This window comes from Nonomuraea sp. NPDC059007, from assembly GCF_042740555.1.
Taxonomy (GTDB): domain Bacteria; phylum Actinomycetota; class Actinomycetes; order Streptosporangiales; family Streptosporangiaceae; genus Nonomuraea.
In genome coordinates this window covers 372,630-398,852 of sequence record NZ_JBHYJD010000003.1, presented here as the reverse complement: position 1 = coordinate 398,852, position 26,223 = coordinate 372,630, and the positions used below count along the sequence as shown (strand labels likewise).

Here is a 26,223-nt window from a genome sequence, read left to right as displayed (position 1 = left end):
CGTGCACGACCAGAGGGAGCCACATGTGAACGCGGTGCTTGTCCTGGAGGACGGTCGTGTCTTCCATGGAACCCCCTACGGCGCCGAGGGTGAGACGTTCGGCGAGATGGTCTTCAACACCGGCATGACCGGCTACCAGGAGACCCTCACCGACCCCTCCTACCACCGGCAGATCGTCGCGATGACCGCCCCGCACATCGGCAACACCGGCGTCAACGACGAGGACCCCGAGTCGTCGAAGGTGTGGGTCGCCGGATATGTCGTGCGTGAGCCGTCCCGCGTGGTCTCCAACTGGCGCGCCGACCGCTCCCTCGACGCCTACCTCAAGGAGCAGGGCGTGGTCGGCATCGCCCTGCGCGGCACCCGCGCGCTCACCCGCCACCTGCGCGAGCGCGGCGCGATGCGGGCGGGCGTCTTCAGCGCGCCCACCGTCCCGGTCGAGGAGCTCGTCGAGCGCGTACGGCAGGCCCCGCAGATGACCGGAGCCTCCCTGGCCGAGCAGGTCTCCACCGGTGAGACCTACGTGATCCCCGCCCAGGGCGAGAAGCGGTTCACCGTGGCCGCCGTCGACCTGGGCATCAAGGGCATGACGCCGCACCGCATGGCGGAGCGCGGCTGCGAGGTGCACGTGCTGCCCGCGACCGCCACCTTCGAGCAGATCATGGCCGTCGAGCCGGACGGCGTCTTCTTCTCCAACGGGCCGGGCGACCCGGCCACCGCCGACGTCGGCGCGCTGAAGAAGGTGCTGGAGGCGCGGGTGCCGTTCTTCGGCATCTGCTTCGGCAACCAGCTGTTCGGCCGCGCGCTCGGGCTCGGCACCTACAAGCTGGCCTACGGTCACCGCGGGGTGAACCAGCCGGTCCAGGACGTGCGTACCGGAAAAGTGGAGATCTCCGCGCACAACCACGGCTTCGCGGTGGAGGCGCCGCTCGACGGCGCCTTCGACACCCCGTACGGCCCGGCAGAGGTCAGTCACGTCAATCTCAACGACCGTTGCGTGGAAGGACTGCGCCTGCTCGACGGGCGCGCCTTCAGCGTGCAGTACCACCCGGAAGCCGCGGCGGGCCCGCATGACGCCGCGTACCTCTTCGACGAGTTCTGCGAGGTCATGCAGCGTGCCTAAGAGAACAGACATCCAATCGGTCCTGGTCATCGGCTCGGGGCCGATCGTGATCGGGCAGGCGTGCGAGTTCGACTACTCCGGCACCCAGGCCTGCCGCGTGCTGCGGGCCGAGGGCTTCCGGGTGATCCTGGTCAACTCGAACCCCGCGACGATCATGACGGACCCGGAGTTCGCCGACGCCACCTACGTCGAGCCGATCACCCCCGAGTTCGTCGAGAAGATCATCGCCAAGGAGCGGCCCGACGCGCTGCTGCCGACGCTCGGCGGGCAGACCGCGCTCAACACCGCGGTCGCCCTGCACGAGGCGGGCGTGCTGGAGCGCTACGAGGTCGAGCTGATCGGCGCCGACTTCGACGCGATCCAGGCGGGGGAGAACCGCGAGCGGTTCAAGGAGATCGTCGCCAAGGTCGCCCGCGAGCAGGGGCTCAACGCCTCCAGCGCCGAGTCGGTGATCTGCCACACCATGGACGACTGCCTGGCCGCCGCGGGGACGCTCGGCTACCCGCTGGTGGTGCGGCCCTCGTTCACCATGGGCGGCGTCGGCTCCGGCTTCGCCTACGACGAGTCCGACCTGCGGCGCATCGCCGGAGCCGGGCTCGACGCCTCGCCGACCACCGAGGTGCTCCTGGAGGAGTCCATCCTCGGCTGGAAGGAGTACGAGCTCGAGGTCATGCGTGACAAGCACGACAACGTGGTCATCGTCTGCTCCATCGAGAACATCGACCCGATGGGCGTCCACACCGGCGACAGCGTCACCGTCGCGCCCGCGCTGACCCTCACCGACCGCGAGTACCAGAACATGCGCGACGTGGCCATCGCGGTCATCCGCGAGGTCGGCGTCGACACCGGCGGCTGCAACATCCAGTTCGCCGTCGACCCGGCCAGCGGCCGCATGATCGTCATCGAGATGAACCCGCGCGTGTCCCGGTCGAGCGCCCTGGCCTCCAAGGCCACCGGCTTCCCGATCGCGAAGATCGCCGCGAAGCTGGCCATCGGCTACACGCTCGACGAGATCCCCAACGACATCACCCGGGTCACCCCGGCCTCCTTCGAGCCGACGCTCGACTACATCGTGGTCAAGGTGCCGCGCTTCGCCTTCGAGAAGTTCCGCGGGGCCGACCAGACGCTCACCACGCACATGAAGTCCGTGGGCGAGGCCATGGCCATCGGCCGCTCCTTCACCGAGGCGCTGCAGAAGGCGCTGCGGTCGCTGGAGAAGAAGGGCTCGTCGTTCTCCTGGGTCGGGGAGTACACCGGCAAGGCGGAACTGCTGGACGCGTGCCGTACCCCCCATGACGGACGGCTGCGCACGATGCAGCAGGCCATCAGGGCGGGCGCCACGGCGGAGGAGCTCTTCGAGGCCACCCGCGTGGACCCGTGGTTCATCGACCAGCTCTTCCTGCTGCAGGAGGAGGCGACGGCGCTGGCCGCCGCGCCCGAGCTCACCCGCGAGACGCTGGAGCGGGCCAAGGGGCACGGCTTCTCCGACGTCCAGATCGGCGAGATCCGCGGCCTCGACGAGACGCGCGTGCGCGACCTGCGCCACGCGCTCGGCCTGCGCCCGGTCTACAACACCGTCGACACCTGCGCGGCCGAGTTCGCCGCGACCACGCCCTACCTCTACTCGACCTACGACGAGGAGAACGAGGTCCCCTACGGCGAGCGGTCCAAGGTCCTCATCCTCGGCTCCGGGCCCAACCGCATCGGCCAGGGCATCGAGTTCGACTACGCCTGCGTGCACGCCAGCTTCGAGCTGTCCAGGGCCGGGTTCGAGACCGTCATGGTCAACTGCAACCCGGAGACCGTCTCGACCGACTACGACACCTCCGACCGGCTCTACTTCGAGCCGCTGACGCTGGAGGACGTCCTGGAGGTCGTCCACGCCGAGCAGCAGACCGGCCCGGTCGCGGGCGTCATCGTACAGCTCGGCGGGCAGACGCCGCTGGGCCTCGCGCAGGCGCTCAAGGACGCGGGCGTGCCCGTCGTCGGCACCTCTCCCGAGTCGATCCACCTGGCGGAGGAACGCGGCGCGTTCGGGCGCGTCCTGGCCGAGGCGAACCTGCCCGCGCCCAAGCACGGCACCGCCACCACCGTGGCGGAGGCGCTGGCGGTGGCCGAGGAGATCGGCTACCCGGTGCTGGTGCGGCCCTCGTACGTGCTGGGCGGGGCCGGCATGGCGATCGTCTACGACGACGAGACCCTCACCACCTACATGTCGGCCCAGGAGGGCGGGCATCCGGTGCTGGTCGACAAGTTCCTGGACGAGGCCATCGAGATCGACGTGGACGCGCTCTTCGACGGCCACGAGCTCTACCTCGGCGGCGTCATGGAGCACATCGAGGAGGCCGGCATCCATTCCGGCGACTCGGCGTGCGCGCTGCCGCCGATCACGCTCGGCGGGGCCGACATCAAGCGCATCCGCGCCGCCACCGAGGGCATCGCCCGCGGCGTCGGGGTGCGCGGGCTGCTCAACGTCCAGTACGCGATGTCGGCCGGCGTGCTCTACGTCCTGGAGGCCAACCCGCGCGCCAGCCGTACCGTGCCGTTCGTGTCCAAGGCGACGGCGGTGCCGCTGGCGAAGGCGGCGGCCCGCGTCATGCTCGGCGCCACGCTGAAGGAACTGCGCGACGAGGGCATGCTGCCGGCCGAGGGCGACGGCGGCACGCTGCCGCTGGACGCCTCGATCGCGGTCAAGGAGGCGGTGCTGCCGTTCAACCGGTTCAGGGGCGTCGACACCGTGCTCGGCCCGGAGATGCGCTCGACCGGCGAGGTCATGGGCATCGACGAGTTCTTCGGCATCGCCTTCGCCAAGTCGCAGGCCGCCGCGTACGGCGAGCTGCCCGTCAAGGGCCGCGCGTTCGTCTCGGTGGCCAACCGCGACAAGCGGGCGATGATCTTCCCGGTGCGGGCGCTGGCCGACCTCGGATTCGAGATCCTCGCCACGGAGGGCACCGCCGAGGTGCTGCGCCGCAACGGTGTCCATGCCAAGATCGTGCGCAAGCAGAGCGACGGCACGGGACCCGGAGGTGAGCCCACGATCGTCCAGCGCATCCTGGACGGTGAGGTGGACCTGATCGTCAACACCCCGTTCGGCAGCCCAGGCCAGTCCGGGCCGCGCCTGGACGGCTACGACATCCGCACCGCCGCGGTGCTGCGCGGCATCCCGTGCATCACCACGGTCCAAGGACTCGCCGCGGCCGCCGCGGGCATCCAGGCCAAGGTGCGGGGCGATGTTGGCGTACGGTCCCTCCAGGAGCACGCACGAGCGCTTCGGGGGTGAGCCCCCGCGGGAGGTGAGCGACACTGGCCGGCACTCCGGTGCAGGTGACGGGCACGGTGCTGACGACGCGCCGGGTCGACGCCTATCATGCGCTGACCGTGGTGGCGCCCGGCATCGCCGAGCGCTTCCGCCCCGGCCACTTCGTGTCCGTGTCGGTCGGCGGCGCGAACACCGCGATGGTGACGCGCCGCGCCTTCTACGTGCACGACGTCAAGCCGGAGTACGGCGGCACCGTCGAGCTGGTCTTCAGCGCCGGCGGGCCGGGCACCGCCTGGCTCGCCGAGCGCCGCGCCCGCGACACGATCGACCTCGTGGGACCGCTCGGGCGGCCGTTCCCGCTGCCGCGCGACCCCGTTCACTGCGTGCTCGTCGGTTCCGAGTACGGCTCCGCCGTACTGTTCCCGCTCGCCGACGCGCTGGCCGAGCGGGGCTGCCGGGTCGACTTCGTGCTCGGGGCGGCCTCGGCCGACCGGGTGTTCGGCGCGATGCGGGCCAGGCGGATGGCCGAGCGGGCCACGGTCACGCTCACCACCGAGGACGGCTCGCTGGGCGTGCGCGGCACGGTCAGCGACGCGCTGCCCGCGGTCGTGGCCGGCACCCGCGCCGACGTCGTCTACGCCTGCGGGCCGATGCAGACGCTGCGCGCGGTCACCGCCGTCGCCATGGAGGCCGACATCCCGGTGCAGGTGGCGGTGGAGGAGGCGATGGCGTGCGGGATCGGCATCTGCATGACCTGCGTGCTGCCGGTCATCGGCGACGACGGGGTGACGAGGATGACGCGGGCGTGCGCGGAGGGGCCGGTGTTCAGGGGGGAGCGCGTGCGCTTCGAGGACGTGGGAACGATCCCGTTCGACGCGTTGGGCGCGCCCGGGGGTGGAGCCCGACATGTCAGTTGATATGCGGACTTTTCTGGGACATGTCGAGCTAGCGAACCCCATCACCACCGCGGCCGGCTGCGCCGCCTCCGGGCGCGAACTCGCCCAGTTCTTCGACCTCCACCGGCTCGGCGCGCTCGTCACCCGCTCCATCACCATGGCGCCCCGCGCCGGCCGCCCCACGCCACGCATGGCCGAGACGCCCGCCGGCCTGCTCAACGCCGTCGGCCTCCAGGGCCCCGGCGTCGACGCCTTCCTGGAACGCGAACTGCCCTGGCTGGCCCAGCGCGGCATCAAGACCATCGTCTCCATCGGCGGCGGCACCGTCGCCGAGTACGCCGCCCTGGCCCGCAGGCTCGCCGACGCGCCCGGCGTCACCGCCGTCGAGGTCAACCTGTCCTGCCCCAACATCGAGGACCGCGGCCGCGTCTTCGCCCGCGAAGGCGGCGCGGCGGCCGAGGTCATCGCCTCCGTGCGCTCGGTGATGCGCTACGACGTGCCCGTCATCGCCAAGCTGGCGCCCGACGTGGCCGACATCGCCGCCGTCGCCCGCGCCTGCGTGGACGCCGGGGCCGACGCGCTTTCCATGATCAACAACCCGCTCGGGATGAGCATCGACACCGTCACGCTCAAGCCCGCCCTCGCCGCGGTGACCGGCGGGCTGTCGGGACCGGCCATCCTGCCGCTGGCCGTACGGTGCGTGTGGCAGGTCCACTCCGCGCTGCCCGGCACGCCCATCATCGGCGTCGGCGGCGTCATGACCGGCGCCGACGCCTTCCAGCTCATCCTCGCCGGAGCCTGCGCCGTCGGCGTCGGCACCGCGCTGTTCCACGACCCGTACGCGTGCCTGCGCATCGAGCGCGAACTCGAGGACCTGCTGCGCGCACGCGGCTTCCAGCGGCTGGCCGACGCCGTCGGCCTCGCCCACCGCCCGCCGGGCAGCGCCGCCCGGCACCTGCACGAAGAGAGTTCCCTTTGACGCTCGCACCCGCACGAGGAGAGACCACCGTGACGCCCGCCCCGATCGCCGTCGCCCTGGACGCGCCGGACCTCGAGACCGCCGCCCGCTGGGCCGCGATGGTCACCCCTCACGTCAGCACGGTGAAGGTCGGGCTCGAACTCTACCTCCGCTACGGGCCCGACGTGATCGACTCCGTCCGCGGGGGCAGCGGGGTGCGGGTCTTCCTGGACCTCAAACTGCACGACATCCCCAATACCGTCGCGGGGGCCGCAAAGGCCGTTTCCCGCCTCCGGCCCGCCATCCTGACCGTTCACGCCGCCGGAGGCCCGGCGATGATCCAGGCGGCCGTACAGGCCGCTCCACACACCAAGATCGCCGCGGTGACCGTGCTGACGTCGCTGTCGGAGGCCGACCTGGGCCGGATCGGGCTGTCGGGACCGGCCGACGACGCTGTGCGGCGGCTGGCCGTACTGTCGGTGGGGGCGGGCGCGACCGCGCTGGTCTGCTCACCCCACGAGGTGGCCGCCGTCCGTGCCGAAGTCGGCCCCGCGATCACACTGATCACTCCAGGTGTACGGCCGGCGGGCGCCGAAACCCAGGACCAGGCCCGCGTGGCCACCCCGGAACAGGCGATGGCCGACGGCGCGGACCTCCTGGTGATCGGCCGCCCGATCACGGGCTCGGCGGACCCGGGAGCCACGGCCGCGGCCTTGGCCGCCTCCCTGCGCCGCACCACCTAAGGGCTCGGGCCTCCGCTTTTCGGCGGGGCGCTTCGCGCTGGGGCGGCTCCGGGCTGTGTCCGAGTGGGGGCAGGGCCCCCACGCCCCACTCCAAGGGCTCGGGCCTCGGCTTGTCGGCGGGGCGCTTCGCGCTGGGGCGGCTCCGGGCTGTGTTTGAGTGGGGGCAGGGCCCCCACGCCCCACTCCAAAGGCTCGGGCCTTCAGGCTGTTCCGATTGGGGCTTCGCCCCAAACCCCGGCGAGAGGCCTCCGGCCCCTCGCGCTCCCCGAGCGTTGGCCGGTTGAGAGCCACGTCTTGGCGTTGACCGGAGAGGGGCCGGCATCTCTGCCCTCGATCTTTCGCAGGCCTCCGGCGGTTCGCCCGGCGATCACTTCGATGTGGTAAGCCGCCGCTCCTGCTGGCCGGTCACTTTGGCGATCAGCGGATAGTCCTTGTCCACGTGCAGCACGGTCGCTCCGGCCCGCTCCGCACAAGCGGCGATCATCAGGTCCGTCACAGGCCTGCGCCACTCTCCTGTCTCGGTCAGGAGTCGCTGTACTTCCATGGCCCGATCCATCACCCATGCCATGTCGGCTTCGTAGGTGTCGGTGGAAGGGTCTGGCAGCTGGGCAAGCGACGCCCACCGAAAGCGCAGCCGCTCGTAGTCCTCTGGGTTGCGGGCCGAGTAGAGGACTTCCATTGTGGCCACATGGCAGGTCGCGGTGATCGCCTCACCGGTGATCTGCGTGAAGTCGGCGCGTGCGGCCGGGTCTCGCCGGGCCCACTCCCAGGCGGACTTGTCGACGAGATATACGACGCTCACGACTCTTCTCCGGAGTAGCCCTTGTGCTCGATCTGCCAGGCATCCTCGGACAGGTCGATCTTGAGTTCGTCCAGGAGTGCGAGGGCGTGTTTGGCGGCGCGCCGGTTGGCGATCACTCTCAGCGCGGCGTTCACGGTGTCACGCTTGGTAGACGTGCCGAGCTCTTCGGCGGCGAGCACGAGAGCGTCATCGTCCAGGTCAATCATGGTCTTGGCCATAAGGCTACCTCACGAACTCAACATTGGATGTATCCACCTTCTTATTCTATCTACACTAATAGCCCTTCGGGGTATATCAACCCACCTCGTCAAGAAGTAGGCGAGCTTTGCGCGGCGACCCGGGATCGCTTCGGGATCAGGAAGGTGTCGCGGCGCGGTCGGAGTCGCTGCGCAGGACGCAGAACTCGTTGCCTTCCGGGTCGGCGAGGACGACCCAGCCCGAGCCGTCCGGGTTCCGGTGATCGGCGACCTGGGTGGCGCCGAGGCCCAGCAGCCGCTCGACCTCCTCCTCGCGTGAGGTCTCCGGGCGCAGGCACAGGTGGATCCTGTTCTTGATCGTCTTCTTCTCCGGCACCTGGTTGAAGTGCAGCACCGGGCCCTCCGGCAGCATCACCTGGGTCTCGTGGTCACCCGGCCGGTCCTCCGGATGCCGGGGCCTGCCGGTCACCTCGCTCCAGAATCCGGCCAGCTCAAAGGCATCCGCACAATCGATCGCCACGTTCTGCACTACCGAAACCATGAGGTGGAGCCTGCCTCAGCGCTCCCTCGCGCGCCACCGAATTCGGGAAGTCGTTTGCGGTTGCGGCCGTGAGCGGGCGCGAGGCGTTCGACCTGCTACGGGGTCCCGCGCCCTCGGGAGTCGGCGGCTGGCGGGATGGGCCGCCGTCCTGCTCGCCGGCGTCGTGGTGAGTACTCAGATTCCGGTGCCGGTGGCCGAACTCCTGCCCATCGTCGTGCTCGCGGTGGTCGCGGTGCGGTCGCCTGCCGGGCGGCGGGTCGTGCTCATCGTGTCGCCGCTCATGAGCGTCACCCTCGGCCGGCTGGACGATCCGGTGACCCCTCGGGCGGGGGCCGCGTGCTCGGTGGCGGTGCCGGCCGTCGCGGCGTGGCTGGCGAGAACGATCGCCAAGGAGGTTGGACTCCGTTCGTAGCCCCGGACGGGGGAGCCGTACGGCGGGCCGGATTCTCGGAAGTACCGCACGACCGAGAAACGTGCTCCGGTCGTGCGGTACTTCCCCCTCGCCTGCCCTCGCCGATCCCCACGTCGATCGCGAGTGAGACTCGCGTGCCGCCAAGCTAACCCCGGGTCAGTGCGTGATCACTCCGCCGGGCACCGGCGGGAGGAAGAACCTTCTACCGGATAGAAGAATTCTCTACCCGCAGGGGTGGCGGAGCCGTTCCGGCGAAGAGAAGATCTCGGTTTGATAACGGGTTTTCGGGTCGCGCAAAGACGGGTTTCGGGTGACGGTCAGTAGTCATGATCGTTATCGCCCCTGGCGGGCGACGATCTTCGAGAACCGGGAAGTGAGCGCGATTTGATCAGCTCATCGTAGTTTTACAAACACGGAGAGTTAAGAACTGGATTTTGTGGTGAGAGAAACCGCTCTTGGCGTTGCTTAGGTGGCGATGACCAGCTAGTTTCCCCTCTCGTCCGAGTACATCGACAGAAATTCGAGGTGACCCGGCGTGGCTCTTCCTCCGTTGACCCCCGAGCAGCGCGCCGCAGCCCTGGAGAAGGCTGCCAAGGCCCGTAAAGAGCGTGCCGAGGTCAAGAACCGGCTCAAGCATGGCGCGGTTTCTCTGGCTGAGGTGCTCAAGGATGGGCAGACCGACGACGTCATCGGCAAGATGAAGGTGTCGGCGCTTTTGGAGTCGCTCCCAGGCGTGGGCAAGGTCCGCGCCAAGCAGCTTATGGAGCGGCTCACCATCGCCGAGTCGCGCCGCGTGCGCGGCCTCGGCGCGAACCAGAGGGCCGCCCTTGAGCGCGAGTTCGGTGGCGGCGAGAGCTAATCTCGTCTTCACACGAAAGCGCAGCTTCAGCGGGGGGTAGGAAGTGACCGACATGTCTTGGTCCGACAGTTTGAGGGCCCACGACACACAGGTCGACCTCCTTCCCTCCAGGCGCCTGACGGTCCTGTCCGGGCCGTCGGGCGTGGGGAAGTCCACGGTCGTCGCCGAGATCCGGCGGTCCCACCCCGAGGTGTGGCTGTCGGTCTCGGTGACCACCAGAAAGCCCCGCCCCGGCGAGTCGCACGGCGTGCAGTACTTCTTCGCCGACGACGACGAGTTCGACCGGCTCATCGAGTCGGGCGAACTGCTCGAATGGGCCGAGTTCGCCGGCAACCGCTACGGTACGCCGCGCCGGCCCGTGCTCGACCGGCTCGCGAGCGGCGTGCCCACCCTCCTGGAGATCGACCTCCAGGGCGCCAGGCAGGTACGCAAGACGATGCCGGAGGCGCTCCTGGTCTTCCTGGCCCCGCCCACGTGGGAGGAGCTGGAACGCCGGCTGCGCGGCCGCGGCACCGAGCCGGAGGACGTCATCGAACGCCGCCTGGCCGCCGGACGCGTCGAATGCGCGGCGGAACCCGAGTTCGACATCACACTTGTGAACACGAGTGTCCAGGATGTATGTCATCGGCTGATAGCCTTGATGACAGACCCTCAGGGGGTCACGACATCCACCAACCGAGAGGTCTGACAATCGTGGCAGGCATTGCCCCGGTCGCTGAGGGAATCACCAACCCGTCGATCGACTCTCTGCTCGACATCGTCGACAGCAAGTACTCTTTGGTGATCATGGGCGCCAAGCGCGCCAGGCAGATCAACGCCTACTACTCGCAGCTCGGCGAGGGCCTGCTCGAGTACGTCGGCCCGCTGGTCGAGACCCACGCCCAGGAGAAGCCGCTGTCCATCGCGCTGCGCGAGGTCTCCGAGGGGCTGCTCAACGCCGAGCCCATCGAAGGCGCGGTCTGACCGTTCGACTCCAGCTCTCGACGCCGCCCAGGGCGGAGCCGGGAGCTGCGCCATGTCCGGACCCCGGGCGGAGCCGTACCGGCGCGAAGCTCTAGGGTTGGGGCGATTCGTGCGGAGGAGAGGGGTGGCGGCGCGCCGATGAGGGTCGTACTGGGCGTCAGCGGCGGCATCGCCGCCTACAAGGCGTGCGAGCTGCTCCGCCTGTTCACCGAGTCCGGGCACGAGGTACGCGTGGTGCCCACCCGCGACGCGCTCCGGTTCGTGGGCGAACCGACCTGGGCGGCGCTGTCCGGCAACCCGGTGACCACCGAGGTGTGGGAGAACGTGCACGAGGTGCCGCACGTGCGGATCGGGCAGAACGCCGACCTCGTGATCGTCGCCCCGGCCACCGCGGACGTCCTCGCCAAGGCCGCCCAGGGACTGACCGGCGACCTGCTCACCACCACGCTGCTGACGGCGCGCTGCCCGGTGGTGTTCGCGCCCGCGATGCACACCGAGATGTGGGACCACCCCGCCACCCGCGCCAACGTCGCCACCCTGCGCGAGCGCGGCGCCCTCGTCATCGACCCCGCCTCGGGACGCCTGACCGGCGCCGACACCGGCCCCGGACGGCTGCCCGACCCCGAGGAGATCTTCGAGGTCTGCCGCCGCGTGCTGCGCGGGGCGCCGCGCGACCTGGCCGGCCGCCGGGTGGTCGTCTCCGCGGGCGGCACCCGCGAGGCGATCGATCCGGTCCGCTTCATCGGCAACCGCTCGTCCGGCCTTCAGGGGTACGCGCTGGCGCGCACGGCCGTGGCACGCGGCGCCGAGGTGACCCTGATCGCGGCCAACGTCACGCTGCCCGATCCGGCCGGTGCCAAGATCGTGCGGGTGGAGTCGACCGAGCAGCTGCGCGAGGCGGTGCTGTCGGCCGCGGAGGACGCCGACGCGGTGGTGATGGCCGCCGCCGTGGCCGACTTCCGGCCGGTGACGCGGGCCACGTCCAAGATCAAGAAGACGTCCGGCGATCCCGAGGCCATCCGGCTGACGAAGAATCCCGACATTCTGGCTGAGCTCGGCGTGCGGCGTACCCGGGCCGGGAACGGCGCGGTGATCGTGGGGTTCGCGGCCGAGACCGATGACGTGCTGGCCAACGGCCAGGCCAAGCTGGCCCGCAAGGGGTGCGACCTCCTGGTGGTCAACCAGGTCGGCGAGCACCTCGCCTTCGGCACCCCCGACAACGCGGCCACGATCCTGGTCGCCGGGGGAGAGCCGGTCGAGGTTCCGAGGGGCCCGAAGGAAGATCTGGCCGACGCCCTCTGGTCCCTGGTCGCGCCGCGTCTGGCTTGATCGAGCCCCTGTGACCTGCCTTTCTCACTAATGGGACAAATGTGTACACGCTCCGTAATGTGGGGATGAGACGCCTCAGGGGTCAGTGAAGCTACGACTGGGGGCGGTCGGGGTTGTCAGCATTCAGGCACGTCATACGCGTACTGCTCATCACCGGCGCCCTCCTGGCCATCCCCGCGGCGGCGTCCGCCGAGGCGCCCGAGGCCGTCACCCAGACCGTCACCGACCACGCCGGCGCCCTCGGCGACCGGGCGGGCGAGGTTCAGGCCGCCATCAGCCGGCTCGAAGCCGAGCGCGGCATCCGCCTCTACGTCGTCTACGTCACCGGATTCTCCGGCTGGAACGCCACCACCTGGGCCGACCAGACCGCCGGGCTGAGCCGCCTCGGCCGTGACGACCTGCTGATGGCCGTCGCCACGCGGGAACGCCGCTACGCCGTATCAGCCGACACGAACTTCCCCCTGTCCGCCGAGCAGATGAACGCCGTCGCGCAGGACACGATCGTGCCGGCGCTGCGCAAGGACGACTGGGCGGGCGCGGCCGTCGGCGCCGCCAAGGGGTACGGCACGGCCATGGCGAACCCGGCCAACCCCGAAGGCCGCAGCGCCTGGTGGCTGGCGGGGGCGGGGGTGCTGGCCGCGGCCGGCGGGGGCGTCTACCTGTACTCGCGCCGCCGCAAGACCTCCCGCCACGCCGCCGCGGCCAAGGACCTGGAGACTCGCGCGGGACAGGCGCTCGTCCACACCGACGACGCGGTCAAGACCTCCGAGCAGGAGGTGGGCTTCGCGACGGCGCAGTTCGGCGAGGAGGCGGCCCAGCCGTTCGCCGAAGCGCTCGAATACGCCAAAGGCGAGCTCGACCAGGCCTTCCGGCTCCGCCAGCAGCTCGACGACGAGGTCCCGGAGGACGACGTGACCCGCCAGGCGATGCTGCAGGAGATCGTCAGGCGCTGCGCGGACGCCAACGCCCGGCTCGACGCCGAGTCGGAGGCCTTCGACCGGCTGCGCGACATGGAGAAGCAGGCCCCGCGCGTACTGGCCGAGGTCCGGCAGGCGCACGCCGAGCTCACACCCAAGCTCGCCGAGGTACGGCGGGCCATGGCCGCCACCGCCGAGCGCTTCGCCCACAGCGCCCTGACCCCCGTCGAGGACAACCCGGACGACGCGGCCAACCGCCTGGAGTTCGCCGGCCAGACGCTCACCGCCGCGCAGGCGTCGCTGGACGCGGGGGAGTCGGGCAAGGCGGTCGCCCAGGTGCTGGCCGCGCAGTCGGCCGTGGACCAGGCCAGGCAGCTCATGGAGGCGGTGACCAGGCGGGCCGACGACATCCACCAGGCGGCGGCCGGTCTCAAGCCCGCCCTGGAGACCGTCGCGGCCAACCTGTCGGCGGCGAAGGCGCTGGCCGCCGACCAGGCGTACGCGGCGGACCTGGCGCCCCAGATCGCGTACGCGGAGAGCACCGCGACCCAGGTGGCCGAGGACGTCGTCGCGACCCGCGTGGATCCGATCGCGCTGCTGCGCCGGGTGGAGGAGGCGCAGGCGACGCTGGACGAGGCGCTGAAGGGCGTACGCGACAAGAAGGCCCGTCAGGGGCAGGCGCGCAGCATGCTCGACCAGGCGATGCTCACGGCGCGCAGCGAGATCGCGGCCACCAGGGACTTCATCACCACCAACCGCGGCGCGGTCGGCAGCACCGCGCGCACCCGGATCGCCGAGGCGGAACGCCTGCTGGCCGAGGCGCGGGCGCGGGCGGGGGAGGACCCGTCCGCGGCGCTCGCCGCCGCCCAGCGCGCCGACCAGCTCGCCCAGGAGGCCGGGAGGGCGGCGCGGGGCGAGGTGTCGGCGTTCGGTTACGGACGTACCGGCAACGGCAGGGGCGGCGCCGACGCGATGATGGGCGCGATCCTGGGCGGCATCCTCATCGACGGGATGAGGGGCGGCATGATGTCCGGCCGCGGCGCGGGCCGCGGGGGCGGCCGCCAGACCGCGGGGACGGGCAGGCGCGGCGGCCAGGCGCCGGGCAGCTTCGGCGGCTCGGGCACACGAGGGCGGAGGGGCTCAGGGGGAGCCTTCTGACCCGGAAACGATCACATATCGGGGGAATGAGCAATGTCCAAACAGTCCATCTTCGGCCGTGTCGCCCAGCTGGCCAGGGCCAACATCAACGCGCTGCTGGACTCGGCCGAGGATCCGCAGCTCATGCTCGACCAGATGGTGCGCGACTACACCGACAACATCGCCGAGGCGGAGAAGGCCATCGCGCAGACCATCGGGTCGCTGCGGATGGTCGAGGCCGACTACCGCGAGGACGTCCAGGCGGCGGAGGAATGGGGCAAGAAGGCCATGGCCGCCAGCCAGCGCGCCGACCAGTTGCGCGCGTCGGGGCAGCGGACGGAGGGCGACAAGTTCGACGAACTCGCCAAGGTCGCCCTGGGCCGCCAGATGTCCGCCGAGCAGGAGGCGAAGGCCGCGGAGCCGGGCATCGCGGCGCAGCGGGAGGTCGTCGACAAGCTCAAGGCGGGCCTTCAGCAGATGCGGAACAAGCTTGGCGAGCTCCGGAGCAAGCGCGACGAACTCGTCTCCCGCGCCAAGACCGCCCAGGCCCAGTCACAGGTCCAGGACGCGATCAAGAGCATCGACATCCTCGACCCGACCAGCGAGGTCAGCCGCTTCGAGGAGAAGATCAAGCGGGAGGAGGCGAAGGTCATCGGACAGCAGGAGCTGGCCGCCTCGTCGCTCGACGCGCAGTTCGAGAGCCTGGAGGACGTCAGCGCCCAGGCCGAGATCGAGGCCCGCCTGGCCGCCCTCAAGATGGGCAAACCCCTCCAAATCCAATCCCCCAGCCCCAACTAATCCCATCCCGGCCGCGCCACTTTCTCCGGCGCGGCCGGGCTGTTTTTCGCGTTCCGTTCGTTGCGGCTTGTGTCCGCTGTGGGTGGGCGTCCTTCACGCCCGCCATCCGTTACGGCTCCCGCCGCCTTGCCCGCCCCGCCGTCGCGGGCGGGCGCCTGTCGAGCGCCGGTCGTGAAGGCCAACGGCCTCCCGCCGTGACGACCACGCCCTTGCCCGCTGCCGCGGTCGTCTCCTGGGTTTGGGGCGGGGGATCGGGATTTGGATGTTGCCGCGTTGCCGTACCCCTGCGGATACTTACACAAAGGGGGAGAACGCAGATGCCGGTAGGAACCGCGGTGAGGGACCGCTGCAGGACGCTGCTCGGGCCCGACGAACAGATCAGATACGTGTTTCCCGCGCTGTCGGTGGGGCCGCCGGGGATGGCCAACTTCCTCATCGTGGTCACCGACGGGGCGATCTCGGTGCTCGCCACCAGGATGCTCAGGAGCGACCGGCCGGTGTCGGTCCATGCCACGTTCCCGAGGGCGACACGCCTGGGCCCCATCATGACTGGATCGATCATCGAGCTCGGCTCGATGGCCTTCGAGTTCGATGAGGAGTACGCCGCCGTGGTGAGAGCGGCGGACGCGGAGATCTTCGCGCCCGAGACGCTTCCACCCGACCCACTGCCGGATCTCTGAATCGGCCCGCGGTTTCGCTACCTGGCCTCCCGTGGGGCTAGACTTCGGCGAGGCCCAGGCTGGTGTCCACCTGTCCGAGCCGCACATACGTCAGCAGCCGCTGCATGAGGAGCCACTGAGTTGTCACGTCGCCTGTTCACCTCCGAGTCGGTCACCGAGGGCCACCCGGACAAGATCGCCGACCAGATCAGTGACGCGATTCTCGACGCCATGCTCAAGGACGACCACAAGAGCAGGGTCGCCGTCGAGACGATGATCACTACCGGCCAGGTCCACGTCGCGGGCGAGGTGACGACCGAGACCTATGTCGACATCCCCGGCGTCATCCGCGAGAAGATCCTTGAGATCGGCTACGACGCCTCGCACAAGGGCTTCGACGGCGCGTCCTGCGGCGTCTCCGTCTCGATCGGCGCGCAGTCGCCCGACATCGCCCAGGGCGTCGACGACGCCTACGAGCACCGCGAGGAGGGCGTCGGCGACGAGCTCGACCGCCAGGGCGCCGGTGACCAGGGCCTGATGTTCGGCTACGCCTGCCGCGAGACCCCCGAGCTGATGCCGCTGCCGATCATGCTCGCGCACCGGCTCGCCCAGCGCCTGTCGGAGGTCCGCAAGTCGGGCACCGTGCCGTACCTGCGCCCCGACGGCAAGACCCAGGTCACCATCGAGTACGACGGCGACACGCCGGTCCGCCTCGACACCGTGGTCGTCTCCACGCAGCACGCGGCCGAGATCGACCTCAAGGAGATGCTCGCCCCCGACATCAAGGAGCACGTGGTCGACCCCGTGCTCGCCGGGCTCGAGATCGACATCGAGGGCTACCGCCTGCTGGTCAACCCGACCGGCCGCTTCGAGATCGGCGGCCCCATGGGCGACGCCGGCCTCACCGGCCGCAAGATCATCATTGACACGTACGGCGGCATGGCCCGCCACGGCGGCGGCGCCTTCTCCGGCAAGGACCCGTCCAAGGTCGACCGCTCGGCCGCCTACGCGATGCGCTGGGTCGCCAAGAACGTCGTCGCGGCCGGCCTGGCCGACCGCTGCGAGGTCCAGGTCGCCTACGCCATCGGCAAGGCCCAGCCGGTCGGCCTGTTCGTGGAGTGCTTCGGCACCGAGAAGGTCGAGATCGAGAAGATCCAGGCCGCCGTGCTGCAGGTCTTCGACCTCCGTCCCGCGGCCATCATCCGCGACCTCGACCTGCTGCGCCCGATCTACTCCGAGACCGCCGCCTACGGCCACTTCGGCCGCGAGGGCTTCTCCTGGGAGTCGACCGACCGCGCCGAGTCTCTCCGCACCGCCGCCGGCCTCTGACCGGCACCCGTTCCACCGCCTGAGCCCTGAGCCCCGCCACCCGGCGGCCTCAGGGCTCACGCATGCCCGGACCCAAGCACCTCGGCCCAGGCCCGGGGCTGCCCGGCCCGGGACACGGTCACGGCCGGGGGAAGAGCGGCCCAGGGGCCAGCGGCCTTGGTGCCAGCGGCTCAAAGGTCAGTGGCTCAGGGGGGCTGAGGCTCAAGGGCCAGCGGCTCTGGGACTCGGGCTCAGGGGCCGGCGGCCCAAGGCCCGGCAAGCCCAGGGCCCTGCGGTTCAGGGGGCTGCGGTTCAGGGGGCCGCGGCTCAGGGCCTCCAGGGCTGGCTCCTGTGTGACCACGGGTGTTGCGGGAGGCGGGGGCCTGCGTGCTCGGGGTGAGGGGAGCCCGTGTGTGACGCCCGCGCGGAGCGTCAGGGTGTGGCGGGACCGCGTTCGGAGTGTGCGGCAGGGCGGGGGCCGTGTGTGTCCGGTCCAAGATCCATATAACGTGTTCTCAGGGATCTTCCAGAACCGGGCCCGCCACACGGGGCCGCGGGTGCGGCTTGTTGGGGGTGCGGGACCATGCTGTCGCGGGCAGCCCTCCCCACCGCCGTCACCAGCTTCGTGGGCCGCCGTCAGGAGGTCGCCGGGGTCCGCAGGATGCTCCAGCGAAGCCGCCTGGTCACGGTCACCGGGATAGCGGGCGTGGGCAAGACACGCGTGGCCGTACGCGCCGCGCAGCTCATGCGGCGGGCCTTCACCGACGGCGTCACCTACGTCGAGCTGTCCGGCGCCACCACGGCCGAAGCGGTGGACGAGGCGATCGCCCAGGCCCTGGGCGTCAGCGCGCCCGCCGAGTCGGCGGCCCACGTGGCCGATCGGCGCATGCTCCTGGTCCTCGACACCTGCGAGCACGTCGCGGAAGCCTGTTCCCGGCTGGCCCAGGCCCTGCTGCCCGCCGCGCCCGGCCTGCACATCCTGGTCACCAGCCGCCAGGCCTTACGCGCCCCCGGTGAGCACATCGTGATCGTCCGGCCGCTGGCCGTACCGGGGCCGGAGACCGAGCCGGCGGCGGTCGCGCACGTCGAGTCCGTCGCGTTGTTCCTGGACCGGGTGGCCGCCGTGGACCCGGCGTTCGAGCTGCGGCCCGACAACGCCCCCGTCGTGGCCGAGCTGTGCCGGCGCATCCAGGGCATCCCGCTGGCCATCGAGCTGACCGCGGTACGCGCCCGGCTGCTGCCCGTCGCCAGGCTCCTGCGGCTCATGGACGCCCACGGCTCGCTGGGCCACGCGGACTCGCGCGCCCGCGGCGGGCGCCACTCGACGATGCAGGCGGCCATCGCCTGGAGCCACGATCTGTGCACCAAGGAGGAGCGGCTGCTGTGGGAGCGGCTGACCGTCTTCTCCGGCTCCTTCGACCTGGACGCCGCCGAGCGCGTCTGCTCCGACGCCGGCCTGCCCGGCACTCTCGTCTACCCGACACTGGCCGCGCTGGTCGAGAAGTCGATCGTGGTCCGCGAGCACGACGGACGGCGCACCGTGTACCGGATGCTGGACGGCCTGCGCGAGTACGCCATGGGACGCGTGCCGGAGCCCGAGGCGGAGCGGCTGCGGGTGCGCCACCGCGAGTACTACTTCGCCGTCGCCCGCCGCTTCGGCGTGGAGCGCGCCGGACGCGACCGCGTGGAGGAGGTGCTGCGGGCACGTTCCGACTGGCCGAACCTGCGGGCCGCCCTGGAGTCCTACGCCGCCGACCCCGCCGGGCGCGCCGCCGGTCTGGAGATGGGCCTGCGCCTCGGCTACCTGTGGGTGTTCGGCGGCATGGCCAGGTACGGCCGGCAGTACCTCGACCGCCTGCTCCCCGGCACCGAGGCCCCCGACTGGGTCCGTCTGGGCGCCCACCTCGAACTCGCCCACATCGCCATCGGCCAGGGCGACCTGCCCGCCGCCCGGCGCGCGCTGGACGGCGCCGCGGAGCCGGCGGCCCGGCTGGGCAGGCTCGGCGGCCTGCACCTCACGAAGATGCGCGGCACGCTGCGGTTCTGCGAGGGCGACCTGGAGGCGGCCGAGCGGCTGCTGCGCGAGAGCGTGGACGGGCTGGCGGGACACGGCGGCGTCCACCTGCTCAACGGCCTGATCGAGCTGGGGTTCACGTTGCTGACGGCGGGCCGTACCGAAGAGGCGGAACGGGTGCTGACCCGGGCGGCGCGGCTGTGCGGGCAGGCGGGTGACGGGTGCGGCGCGGCGTGGGCGGACCTGGCGCTGGCGCTGCTGCTGCGGCGGTGCGGACGGACCGGCGAGGCCGAGGGGCACGCGCGCGCGGCGCTGCGCACGCACGCGCGGGTGGAGACGACGTTCGGGCGGGCGTTCTGCGTGGAGGTGCTGGCGTGGCTGGCGGCCGACCGCGGCGCGCACGCGCGGGCCGCGCGGCTGCTGAGCGCCGCGCACCGGCTCTGGGGCGCCGAGGTACGGCCGCTGCTGGGCTCGCCGCACATGGCGGCCGAGCGCAAGCAGTACCAGGACGAGCTGGCCGAGGCCCTGGGGTCCCAGCTGGAGCGCGTCAAGGCCGCCGGACGGGCGCTGTCGGCGGAGGAGGCGATCGCCGAGGCGCTGTCCGGCGAGCCGGAGGAGAGCGAGCCGCGGGCGGTTCCGGCGTGGGCGCCGCTGACGCCGCGCGAGGCCGATGTCGCCGACCTGGTCGCCGCCGGGCTCACCAACCGGCTGATCGCCCACCGGCTCGTCGTGTCCCGGCGCACGGTTGACACGCACGTCGAGAACATCCTCGCCAAACTCGGCTTCTCCGGACGCAGCCAGATCGCCGCATGGGTGATCAGGCGCAGGCAGAGGGAGGAAGACTGAGCAGGATAGGCATAATCCCCGATGTCGCCATGGGTGATGGCGTGAATACTCAACGTGTCCGTTGTCCGGGGATGCGGGGGCGGTTCGCGCGCTGACGCGAACCTACAAGGTCCGCGGCACGGACGGCCCGCCGCCAGGAGGGAGGGGTCCATGGTCGAGCGAGGCAGGGGGAATCTCCCCGCCGAGTTCACCAGCATGATCGGCCACGCGGCCGAGGTGGCCGAGGGCCTGCGGGCGCTGGCACGCACGCGCCTGCTCGCGGTCACGGGGCCCGGAGGGGTGGGCAAGAGCCGCGTGGCGGTCAGGGTCGCCCGCCACGCCCGGCGGCGTTTCCCCGGCGGGACCTGGTACGCCGAGTTGTCGGCGGTGACCGGGGAACCGGCGCTGACCGCCCGTGTGGCGGCCGCGATCGGCCGGCCGCAGGCGCGTACCCCCGAGGGGATCGCCGCGGCGCTGCGCGAGCGCAGGGCGCTGCTCGTGCTCGACACCTGCGAGCACCTGATCGGGCCCGTCGGGCGTCTGGCGGAGGTACTGCTGCGCCGGGCGCCCCACGTCAAGATCGTGGTGGCCGGACGGCAGCCGCTCGACCTGGCAGGGCAGCGCCTGCTGTACGTGCGGCCGCTGGCGGAGGCCGACGCCGTCACGCTGTTCGCCGAGCGCGCCGCCGCCGTCGACCCCGACTTCTCCCTGTCCGGCGGCACGCGCGCCGCGGTCGCCGAGATCTGCCGGAGCCTGGACGGCCTGCCGCTGGCCGTCGAACTGGCCGCGGCGTGCCTGCGCTCGCTGACCGCCCCGGAACTGCGTGACCGGCTGCGCGACCGCTGCCCCCTGCTGGCGGCGGGGACCACCAACACGCTGCCGCGCCAGCGCGACCTGCGCGCCATGGTCGAGTGGAGCCACGCGCTGTGCGGGGTGGAGCAGCGCACGCTGTGGGCGGCGTTGTCGGTGGTGGACGGCGGCTTCGACCGGGAGACGGCCGAGGCGATCGGCGTCGAGGCGGGCCTGCCCGGGGCGCGGGTGGCCGCGGTGCTGGGCGACCTCGTCGCCGGTTCCGTGGTGCTGCGGGAGCCGGCCGGTTACCGGCTGCTGCGGCCGTACCGTCAGGTCGGGCTGGAGCTTCTCGAGGCGCGGGCGCGCAGGCGCCTGACGGCCCGCTACGGCGCCGCCACGGCCGCGCCCGTGCCCGCGCCCGGCGGCGGCCCCGAGGCCGGTGGCGTGGTCCTGAGCCCTCGCGAGCTGCAGGTCGCCAAGCTCATCGCCGAGGGCCTGACGAACCTGGAGATCGCCGGGCGGCTGGTGATCTCGAAGCGGACGGTCGACGCGCACGTCCGCAACATCCTCGCGAAGGGGCATCTCGCTTCCCGCACCCATGTCGCCGCTTGGGTGGCTTCCGGCGATTAATCGGCACTTCTCCGGATGCGGGAGGCCGGGTCGGCGACGAACTGTTGTCATGCCGGCGGGTGACCACCGGCGTCGTCCAGGGGAGGGGTCCCAGGGTCCGGCGCCCCGCGTCCATCCGCCGGCACCACAGCGACGAGGGGAAGCCGATGTCGATCGACCCCGCCCTGGTGCGGGCCAGCCTCGCCCGGGTGGAACCACACGCCGAGCGCGCGGCCGCGTACTTCTACGGGCGGCTGTTCGCGGAGGACCCCGCGCTGCGGGCGATGTTCCCGCCGGTCATGGACGTGCGCAGGGAACGGCTGTTCGTGTCGCTCGGCCAGATCGTCGCCCTCCTCGACCGGCCGCGGGACCTGCGCGAGTACCTGGGACAGCTCGGGCGCGACCACCGCAAGTACGGCGTGGCGCCCGAGCACTACACCGCGGTCGGCCGGGCCCTGATCGCGGCCGTGCGCCGGTTCAGCGGCCACTCGTGGGACAGCGCCACCGAGTCCGCCTGGGTCAGCGCCTACACCATGGCCGCCAACCACATGATCGGCGCCGCCGCCGAGACCGACGGGCCCGCCTGGACGCGGGCCGAGGTCGTGGCGCACGAGCGCAGGGGCGAGTCCATCGCCGTGCTGACGCTCCGGCCCGCGGCGCGCCTGCCGTACCGGGCCGGGCAGTACGTGAGCGTCCTGACCACGCGCCACCCCCGCATCTGGCGCACCTACTCCGTCGCCAACGCGCCCGCGCCCGACGGCCTCATCCGGCTGCACGTACGGGCGGTGCCCGGCGGGCACGTCTCCACCGCGCTGGTCAACGAGACCAGGGCGGGAGAGGAGCTGACCGTCGGGCCCGCCATGGGCACCATGGCCGCGCCGGAGGGGGAGCGGGAACTGCTGTTCGCCGCGGGCGGGACCGGCCTGGCGCCGCTGAAGGCCATCATCGAGCAGATCCTCGCCTCGGGCCGGCGGCCCGGCATCCACCTGCTGTTCGGCGCCAGGAGCGCCCAGGACCTCTACGACCTGCCCGACCTGCTCGTCCTGGCCGCCCGCCATCCCCGGCTGCGGCTGGTGCCCGTCGTCTCCCACGGCGGCCCCGCCGGAGGGCTCGCCTCCGGGGACACGCTGAGCGGCATGCTGCCCGACGCGCTGGAGCGCTTCCGCGCCTGGACCGACCACGAAGCCTACGTCTGCGGGCCGCCGGCCATGGTCGAGGCCACCGTACGCAGGCTGCTGCGCGACGGCGTGCCCCGCGCCCGCATCCACCACGACCTGGCCAGTGACCGACCGGCCTTACCGGAGGCCACGGTCTGGTAGACGTAGTGCGTGACCGAGACCGACCACGCCCTGCTGCCGCTGGATGCGGTACGCCCGGCCGCGCAGAAGGCCAAGGGCTCGGTCGTTCCCGCCCCCGAGGCGCCCGTGGCCAGGGTGGCGGTCGACAACCCGCTGCCGCACCTCGACCGGCCCTTCGACTACCTCGTGCCCGCCGCCCTGCACGACAGCGCGCTGCCGGGGGTGCGGGTCAGGGTGCGGTTCGCCGGCAAGCTCGTGGACGGGTTCCTGCTGGAGCGGACCGAGGAGAGCGAGCACCGGGGGAAGCTGGCCGCGATCGAGCGGGTGGTGTCGGCGGAGCCGGTCCTCACGGCCGAGGTGGCCGCGCTGGCCAGGGCCGTGGCCGACCGCTACGCCGGGACGCTGGCCGACGTGCTGCGGCTGGCCGTACCCCCGCGGCACGCCAAGGTCGAGGCGGAGCCGGAGCAGGCGGCCGCCACGGACGGCCCGCCGGAGCCCGGAGACGGTCAGGCCTGGGCCGGATACCCGATGGGGACGTCGTTCCTGGACGCGCTGGAGCACGGACGGGCGCCCAGGGCCGTGTGGTCGGCGCTGCCCGGGGCCGGAGGGTGGGCCGAGGCGATCGGCGAGGCGGTGCGCGCCACGCTGGCCGGCGGCCGGGGCGCGCTGGTCGTCGTGCCGGACGGCAAGGACGTGGCGCTCGCCGACGAGGTGCTTGAGCGGCTGCTCGGCGACGGCGCGCACGTCGCGCTCACCGCGGGACTGGGGCCCGCCGAGCGCTACCGGCGCTGGCTCCGGGTGCTGCGCGGGCAGGCGCGCGCGGTGGTCGGCACCCGCGCGGCCATGTTCGCGCCCGTCGCCGACCTGGGGTTCGTCGCCCTCTGGGACGACGGCGACGACCTCCACGCCGAACGGCTGGCGCCCTACCCGCACGCGCGCGAGGTGCTCGCCCTGCGCGCCCACCGCGGCGGCGCGGCCATGCTCATCGGCGGCTACGCCCGCACCGCCGAGGCCACCCAGCTCATCGCCACCGGCTGGGCCAGGCCGATCGTGGCCGCCCGCGAGACCGTGCGCGCCAAGGCCCCCAGGGTGCGCCCGGCGGGCGAGGACGCCGAACTGGCCAAGGACCAGGCCGCCCGCGCCGCCCGCCTGCCCAGCGTCGCCTGGCGGGCGCTGCGCGAGGGGCTGGAGTCCGGCCCGGTGCTGGTCCAGGTCCCGAGGCGCGGCTACCTGCCCTCGATCGCCTGCCGCCAGTGCCGCCGCCCGGCCCGCTGCGCCCTGCCGCCCACCCGTACCGCCCCCGACCAGGGCAACAGGATCGACGACGCCGTGCCGGGGAGGGCCGCCTGCCACGGGCCGCTGGCGCTGCGCAGCGGGCACACCGCGCCCTACTGCCGCTGGTGCGGCCGGGTGGACGCCGCCTGGCGCTGCGAGCACTGCGGCGGCGCGCACGTGCGCGCGGTCGTGGTCGGCGCCCGCCGCACCGCCGAGGAACTGGGGCGGGCCTTCCCCTCCGTGCCGGTCAAGACGTCCGGCAGGGACGGGGTCCTGGCGCGCGTCGGATCCGGAAAGGCGCTGGTGGTGGCCACGCCGGGCGCGGAGCCCGTGTCCGACGGCGGGTACGCCGCCGCCGTGCTCCTGGACGGCTGGGCCCTGCTGGGCCGCGCTGACCTGCGGGCGGCCGAGGAGGGCGTGCGCCGCTGGATGAACGCCGCCGCCCTGCTGCGGCCCGGCGCCGAGCTGGTGGTGCTGGCGGACATGGCGCTGCCGGCCGTACAGGCGCTGCTGCGGTGGGACCCCGTCACGCACGCCGAGCGCGAGCTCGCCGACCGCGCCGAACTCGGCTTCCCGCCCGCGGTCCGGATGGCCACGCTCACCGGTACGGCCGCCGCCGTACGCCAGATGCTCGACGAGGTCCGCCTGCCGGACGAGGCCCAGGTCCTCGGCCCGGTCCAGGTCGACGACGAGCGGGAACGCGCCATGATCCGGGTCCCGAGAGCCTCCGGCGGCGTGCTGGCCGCCGCGCTCAAAGGGGCCACCGGAGTGCGTGCGGCGCGTAAGGCGGCTGATGTCGTCCGGGTGAGTGTCGACCCTCTCGACCTGATTTAGCCGCTTTCCCCGATTCGCTCATCTGTTGGCCAGCCGTTAGCGTCTCCCTGTGTCGATCGAATGGGTGAACCGGGCCATCGACGACCTGCGCGCATGGGGGCGGGCGCGGGGCGTCGAGGTGGACGCCGACGAGGTGCGGCTGCTCTGCGACTACGCCAGCGACTATCTGGGCGTGAACGAGCTGGCCGACTTCGCTCCATCGACCTTCGACGACCTGCTGCTGTCCATCTACCCGCGCAAGGTGATCGCGCCGCCGGAGAGCGCCCCCGAGTCGATCGCCGCGGCCGGCACGCTCGTCGACTACCTCGAGTCCTCCGGCGCCGCCGGCGCCGACCGGGCGCGGGCCATGCGCGCGCGGCTGAGCGAGATCGCCGAGGAGATGCCCGCCGCCCTCGCCGACCCGGCCAACTTCGGCATGGCCAAGAGCCTGTTCAGCTCGATCGGCCCGGAATCGCTGGAGCAGGACATCGCGATCCCCTCCGCCGACGCGCCCGGGAGTGAGCTTCCCGAGATCGAGGAGGCGCCCTGCGACTGCCCGGCGTGCACGCCGCTGCCCGCCGTACGGCTGGCCTCCGCGGGCGAGCTGGAGGCCGCGCTCGGCGAGGTGGCCCTGCTGGCCGACCGCGACCGGCTGCTGGCCTGGCTGGGCGACCGGGGCAGCACCCCCACGGCCAAGGGCGCGCTGCGCGCCAAGGACGCCGCCGCCGCGCCGGTGCCCGAGCCGAGGCTGCTGTGGGCGCTGGCCGGGCACCAGGGGCTCGGCGGCTGGGCGAGTACCGTCGCCTACCTGGTCGAACACGACACCGCCGGCGCGGTCACCGGCCTGCCCGAGCTCGACGACGCCCTCTACGACCTGCTCGACCGCCTCTACCGCCTGCAGGCGCGGGTGCCGGACGAGGTGGTCGCCGACCACGTGTTCGAGCTGGCCGACGCGGACGTGGACGTCGAGGCGGTGCTCGACCGGCTGGCCTGGTGCGGGCTGGTCGAGCGCCGGCACGACGGCGCCGGGCTGAGCCCGCTGGCCGTCTGGGGGCTGCGCGAGCTCTACCTCGCCCATGGCCGCGACGCCCCCGAGGCGCCCGACCTCGCCGTCGCCGACGCGGTCGGCCTCATCGAGGGACTGCTCGACGGCATGCCGACCGAGGCGGCCGAGCACGACATCGAACGCTGGCTGGCCGGGCGCACCCCCGAGCGGGCCGCCGCCGAACTGCTGGCCGCCGCCACCGGCGCCCCGGCCGTCGCCCGCGGCATCGCGGTCACCATCGTCGACCACCTCGGCGCCGCCGCGGAACCGGCGCTGCGCGCGGTGCTCGGCGACGAGGAACTGCGCCCGCACGCCATCCACTGGCTGACCTCCAGGGGCATGCCCGCGCCGCCGCTCACCCAGGACGAGCTCCTGTGGGTCAGCGTGGACATGCTCGCGCTGGCGATGCCGGCGGCCCGCGAGGACCCCGAGATCTTCGCCGAGAACATGGCCGCCTCCGGCCCGCCCGCCCACCTCATCGAGGAGATGTGGCGGGTCGACCACCCGGACGTGGTCGAGGTGCTCGAACTGCTCGGGCGGTCCCTGCCGGGCAGCGGAGAGGCCAAGGCGGCGCGCAAGGCGGCGTTCAAAGCGCGCTCACGAGCCATCCGATGAAGTACATCCCTGTGACTCGTGTGCAGTAAGTTTCGT

The 26,223-nt window shown here is 72.2% G+C and carries 22 protein-coding genes; 19 read left to right on the top strand and 3 right to left on the bottom strand.

Annotated elements, in window-relative coordinates; all coding sequences use genetic code 11:
• Nucleotides 1–25 precede the first annotated feature (25 nt).
• The 5 genes from carA to pyrF are packed head-to-tail and all read left to right on the top strand — an operon-like array spanning nucleotide 26 to nucleotide 6,979.
• Entirely contained in the window at nucleotides 26–1,123 is a 1,098-nt protein-coding gene (gene carA, locus ACFWY5_RS07170; protein ID WP_379630793.1) for a glutamine-hydrolyzing carbamoyl-phosphate synthase small subunit, read from the top strand.
• On the top strand, nucleotides 1,116–4,403 hold the full coding sequence (gene carB, locus ACFWY5_RS07165) for a carbamoyl-phosphate synthase large subunit (protein WP_379616476.1): 3,288 nt from the start codon (nucleotides 1,116–1,118) through the stop codon (nucleotides 4,401–4,403). The genes carA and carB overlap by 8 nt, the downstream gene beginning before the upstream one ends.
• A gap of 23 nt (nucleotides 4,404–4,426) precedes the next feature.
• Complete coding sequence (locus ACFWY5_RS07160) at nucleotides 4,427–5,299, top strand: dihydroorotate dehydrogenase electron transfer subunit (protein ID WP_379616737.1); 873 nt, start codon at nucleotides 4,427–4,429, stop codon at nucleotides 5,297–5,299.
• Entirely contained in the window at nucleotides 5,289–6,257 is a 969-nt protein-coding gene (locus ACFWY5_RS07155) for a dihydroorotate dehydrogenase (protein ID WP_184960638.1), read from the top strand. Before ACFWY5_RS07160 ends, ACFWY5_RS07155 begins: the two co-directional genes overlap by 11 nt.
• Before the next feature lie 29 nt (nucleotides 6,258–6,286).
• On the top strand, nucleotides 6,287–6,979 hold the full coding sequence (pyrF, locus tag ACFWY5_RS07150) for an orotidine-5'-phosphate decarboxylase (protein ID WP_379630792.1): 693 nt from the start codon (nucleotides 6,287–6,289) through the stop codon (nucleotides 6,977–6,979).
• 367 nt (nucleotides 6,980–7,346) lie between these two features.
• On the opposite strand, the gene ACFWY5_RS07145 is transcribed toward pyrF, so the two are convergent.
• The 3 genes from ACFWY5_RS07145 to ACFWY5_RS07135 all read right to left on the bottom strand — a co-directional run bounded on the left by ACFWY5_RS07145 (nucleotide 7,347) and on the right by ACFWY5_RS07135 (nucleotide 8,519).
• On the bottom strand, nucleotides 7,347–7,781 hold the full coding sequence (locus ACFWY5_RS07145) for a PIN domain-containing protein (protein WP_379630791.1): 435 nt from the start codon (nucleotides 7,779–7,781) through the stop codon (nucleotides 7,347–7,349).
• Nucleotides 7,778–7,999 (bottom strand): type II toxin-antitoxin system VapB family antitoxin, encoded by a 222-nt coding sequence (locus ACFWY5_RS07140; RefSeq protein ID WP_379630790.1) that lies wholly within the window; start codon nucleotides 7,997–7,999, stop codon nucleotides 7,778–7,780. Before ACFWY5_RS07140 ends, ACFWY5_RS07145 begins: the two co-directional genes overlap by 4 nt.
• Before the next feature lie 136 nt (nucleotides 8,000–8,135).
• Nucleotides 8,136–8,519, bottom strand: a complete 384-nt coding sequence (locus ACFWY5_RS07135) for a VOC family protein (protein ID WP_379618710.1) — start codon at nucleotides 8,517–8,519, stop codon at nucleotides 8,136–8,138.
• Nucleotides 8,520–8,685: 166 nt separating this feature from the next.
• Between ACFWY5_RS07135 and ACFWY5_RS07130 the strand changes: the two genes are divergently transcribed.
• From ACFWY5_RS07130 to ACFWY5_RS07065, 14 genes are all read left to right on the top strand, one after another.
• Complete coding sequence (locus tag ACFWY5_RS07130; protein WP_379630789.1) at nucleotides 8,686–8,931, top strand: hypothetical protein; 246 nt, start codon at nucleotides 8,686–8,688, stop codon at nucleotides 8,929–8,931.
• A 535-nt stretch (nucleotides 8,932–9,466) separates the two neighbouring features.
• Entirely contained in the window at nucleotides 9,467–9,790 is a 324-nt protein-coding gene (gene mihF / locus ACFWY5_RS07125; protein ID WP_157244637.1) for an integration host factor, actinobacterial type, read from the top strand.
• Between the two features lie 52 nt (nucleotides 9,791–9,842).
• Complete coding sequence (gene gmk / locus ACFWY5_RS07120) at nucleotides 9,843–10,478, top strand: guanylate kinase (protein ID WP_379618706.1); 636 nt, start codon at nucleotides 9,843–9,845, stop codon at nucleotides 10,476–10,478.
• Between the two features lie 5 nt (nucleotides 10,479–10,483).
• The gene (gene rpoZ / locus ACFWY5_RS07115) at nucleotides 10,484–10,753 is read left to right on the top strand and encodes a DNA-directed RNA polymerase subunit omega (RefSeq protein WP_184960643.1); all 270 of its coding nucleotides are present in this window, start codon (nucleotides 10,484–10,486) and stop codon (nucleotides 10,751–10,753) included.
• Between the two features lie 138 nt (nucleotides 10,754–10,891).
• On the top strand, nucleotides 10,892–12,082 hold the full coding sequence (gene coaBC / locus ACFWY5_RS07110; RefSeq protein ID WP_379630788.1) for a bifunctional phosphopantothenoylcysteine decarboxylase/phosphopantothenate--cysteine ligase CoaBC: 1,191 nt from the start codon (nucleotides 10,892–10,894) through the stop codon (nucleotides 12,080–12,082).
• 113 nt (nucleotides 12,083–12,195) lie between these two features.
• The gene (locus ACFWY5_RS07105) at nucleotides 12,196–14,157 is read left to right on the top strand and encodes a TPM domain-containing protein (RefSeq protein ID WP_379618699.1); all 1,962 of its coding nucleotides are present in this window, start codon (nucleotides 12,196–12,198) and stop codon (nucleotides 14,155–14,157) included.
• 33 nt (nucleotides 14,158–14,190) lie between these two features.
• Nucleotides 14,191–14,934: a PspA/IM30 family protein gene (locus ACFWY5_RS07100; protein WP_379618697.1), complete on the top strand. Its 744-nt coding sequence runs from the start codon at nucleotides 14,191–14,193 to the stop codon at nucleotides 14,932–14,934.
• Nucleotides 14,935–15,251: 317 nt separating this feature from the next.
• Nucleotides 15,252–15,614: a hypothetical protein gene (locus tag ACFWY5_RS07095; protein ID WP_379618695.1), complete on the top strand. Its 363-nt coding sequence runs from the start codon at nucleotides 15,252–15,254 to the stop codon at nucleotides 15,612–15,614.
• 120 nt (nucleotides 15,615–15,734) lie between these two features.
• A complete protein-coding gene (gene metK, locus ACFWY5_RS07090) occupies nucleotides 15,735–16,922 on the top strand; it encodes a methionine adenosyltransferase (protein WP_379618693.1) in 1,188 nt (395 codons plus the stop codon).
• A gap of 562 nt (nucleotides 16,923–17,484) precedes the next feature.
• Nucleotides 17,485–19,761, top strand: a complete 2,277-nt coding sequence (locus tag ACFWY5_RS07085; protein WP_379630787.1) for an ATP-binding protein — start codon at nucleotides 17,485–17,487, stop codon at nucleotides 19,759–19,761.
• A gap of 150 nt (nucleotides 19,762–19,911) precedes the next feature.
• The gene (locus ACFWY5_RS07080; protein WP_379630786.1) at nucleotides 19,912–21,162 is read left to right on the top strand and encodes a LuxR C-terminal-related transcriptional regulator; all 1,251 of its coding nucleotides are present in this window, start codon (nucleotides 19,912–19,914) and stop codon (nucleotides 21,160–21,162) included.
• Nucleotides 21,163–21,308: 146 nt separating this feature from the next.
• Nucleotides 21,309–22,460 carry a globin domain-containing protein gene (locus tag ACFWY5_RS07075; RefSeq protein ID WP_379630785.1) on the top strand — a complete coding sequence of 384 codons (1,152 nt, stop codon included), beginning with the start codon at nucleotides 21,309–21,311 and terminating at the stop codon, nucleotides 22,458–22,460.
• Nucleotides 22,461–22,469: 9 nt separating this feature from the next.
• On the top strand, nucleotides 22,470–24,548 hold the full coding sequence (locus ACFWY5_RS07070; RefSeq protein ID WP_379618685.1) for a primosomal protein N': 2,079 nt from the start codon (nucleotides 22,470–22,472) through the stop codon (nucleotides 24,546–24,548).
• A 49-nt stretch (nucleotides 24,549–24,597) separates the two neighbouring features.
• Nucleotides 24,598–26,187 (top strand): hypothetical protein, encoded by a 1,590-nt coding sequence (locus ACFWY5_RS07065; protein ID WP_379630784.1) that lies wholly within the window; start codon nucleotides 24,598–24,600, stop codon nucleotides 26,185–26,187.
• Nucleotides 26,188–26,223: the final 36 nt, after the last annotated feature.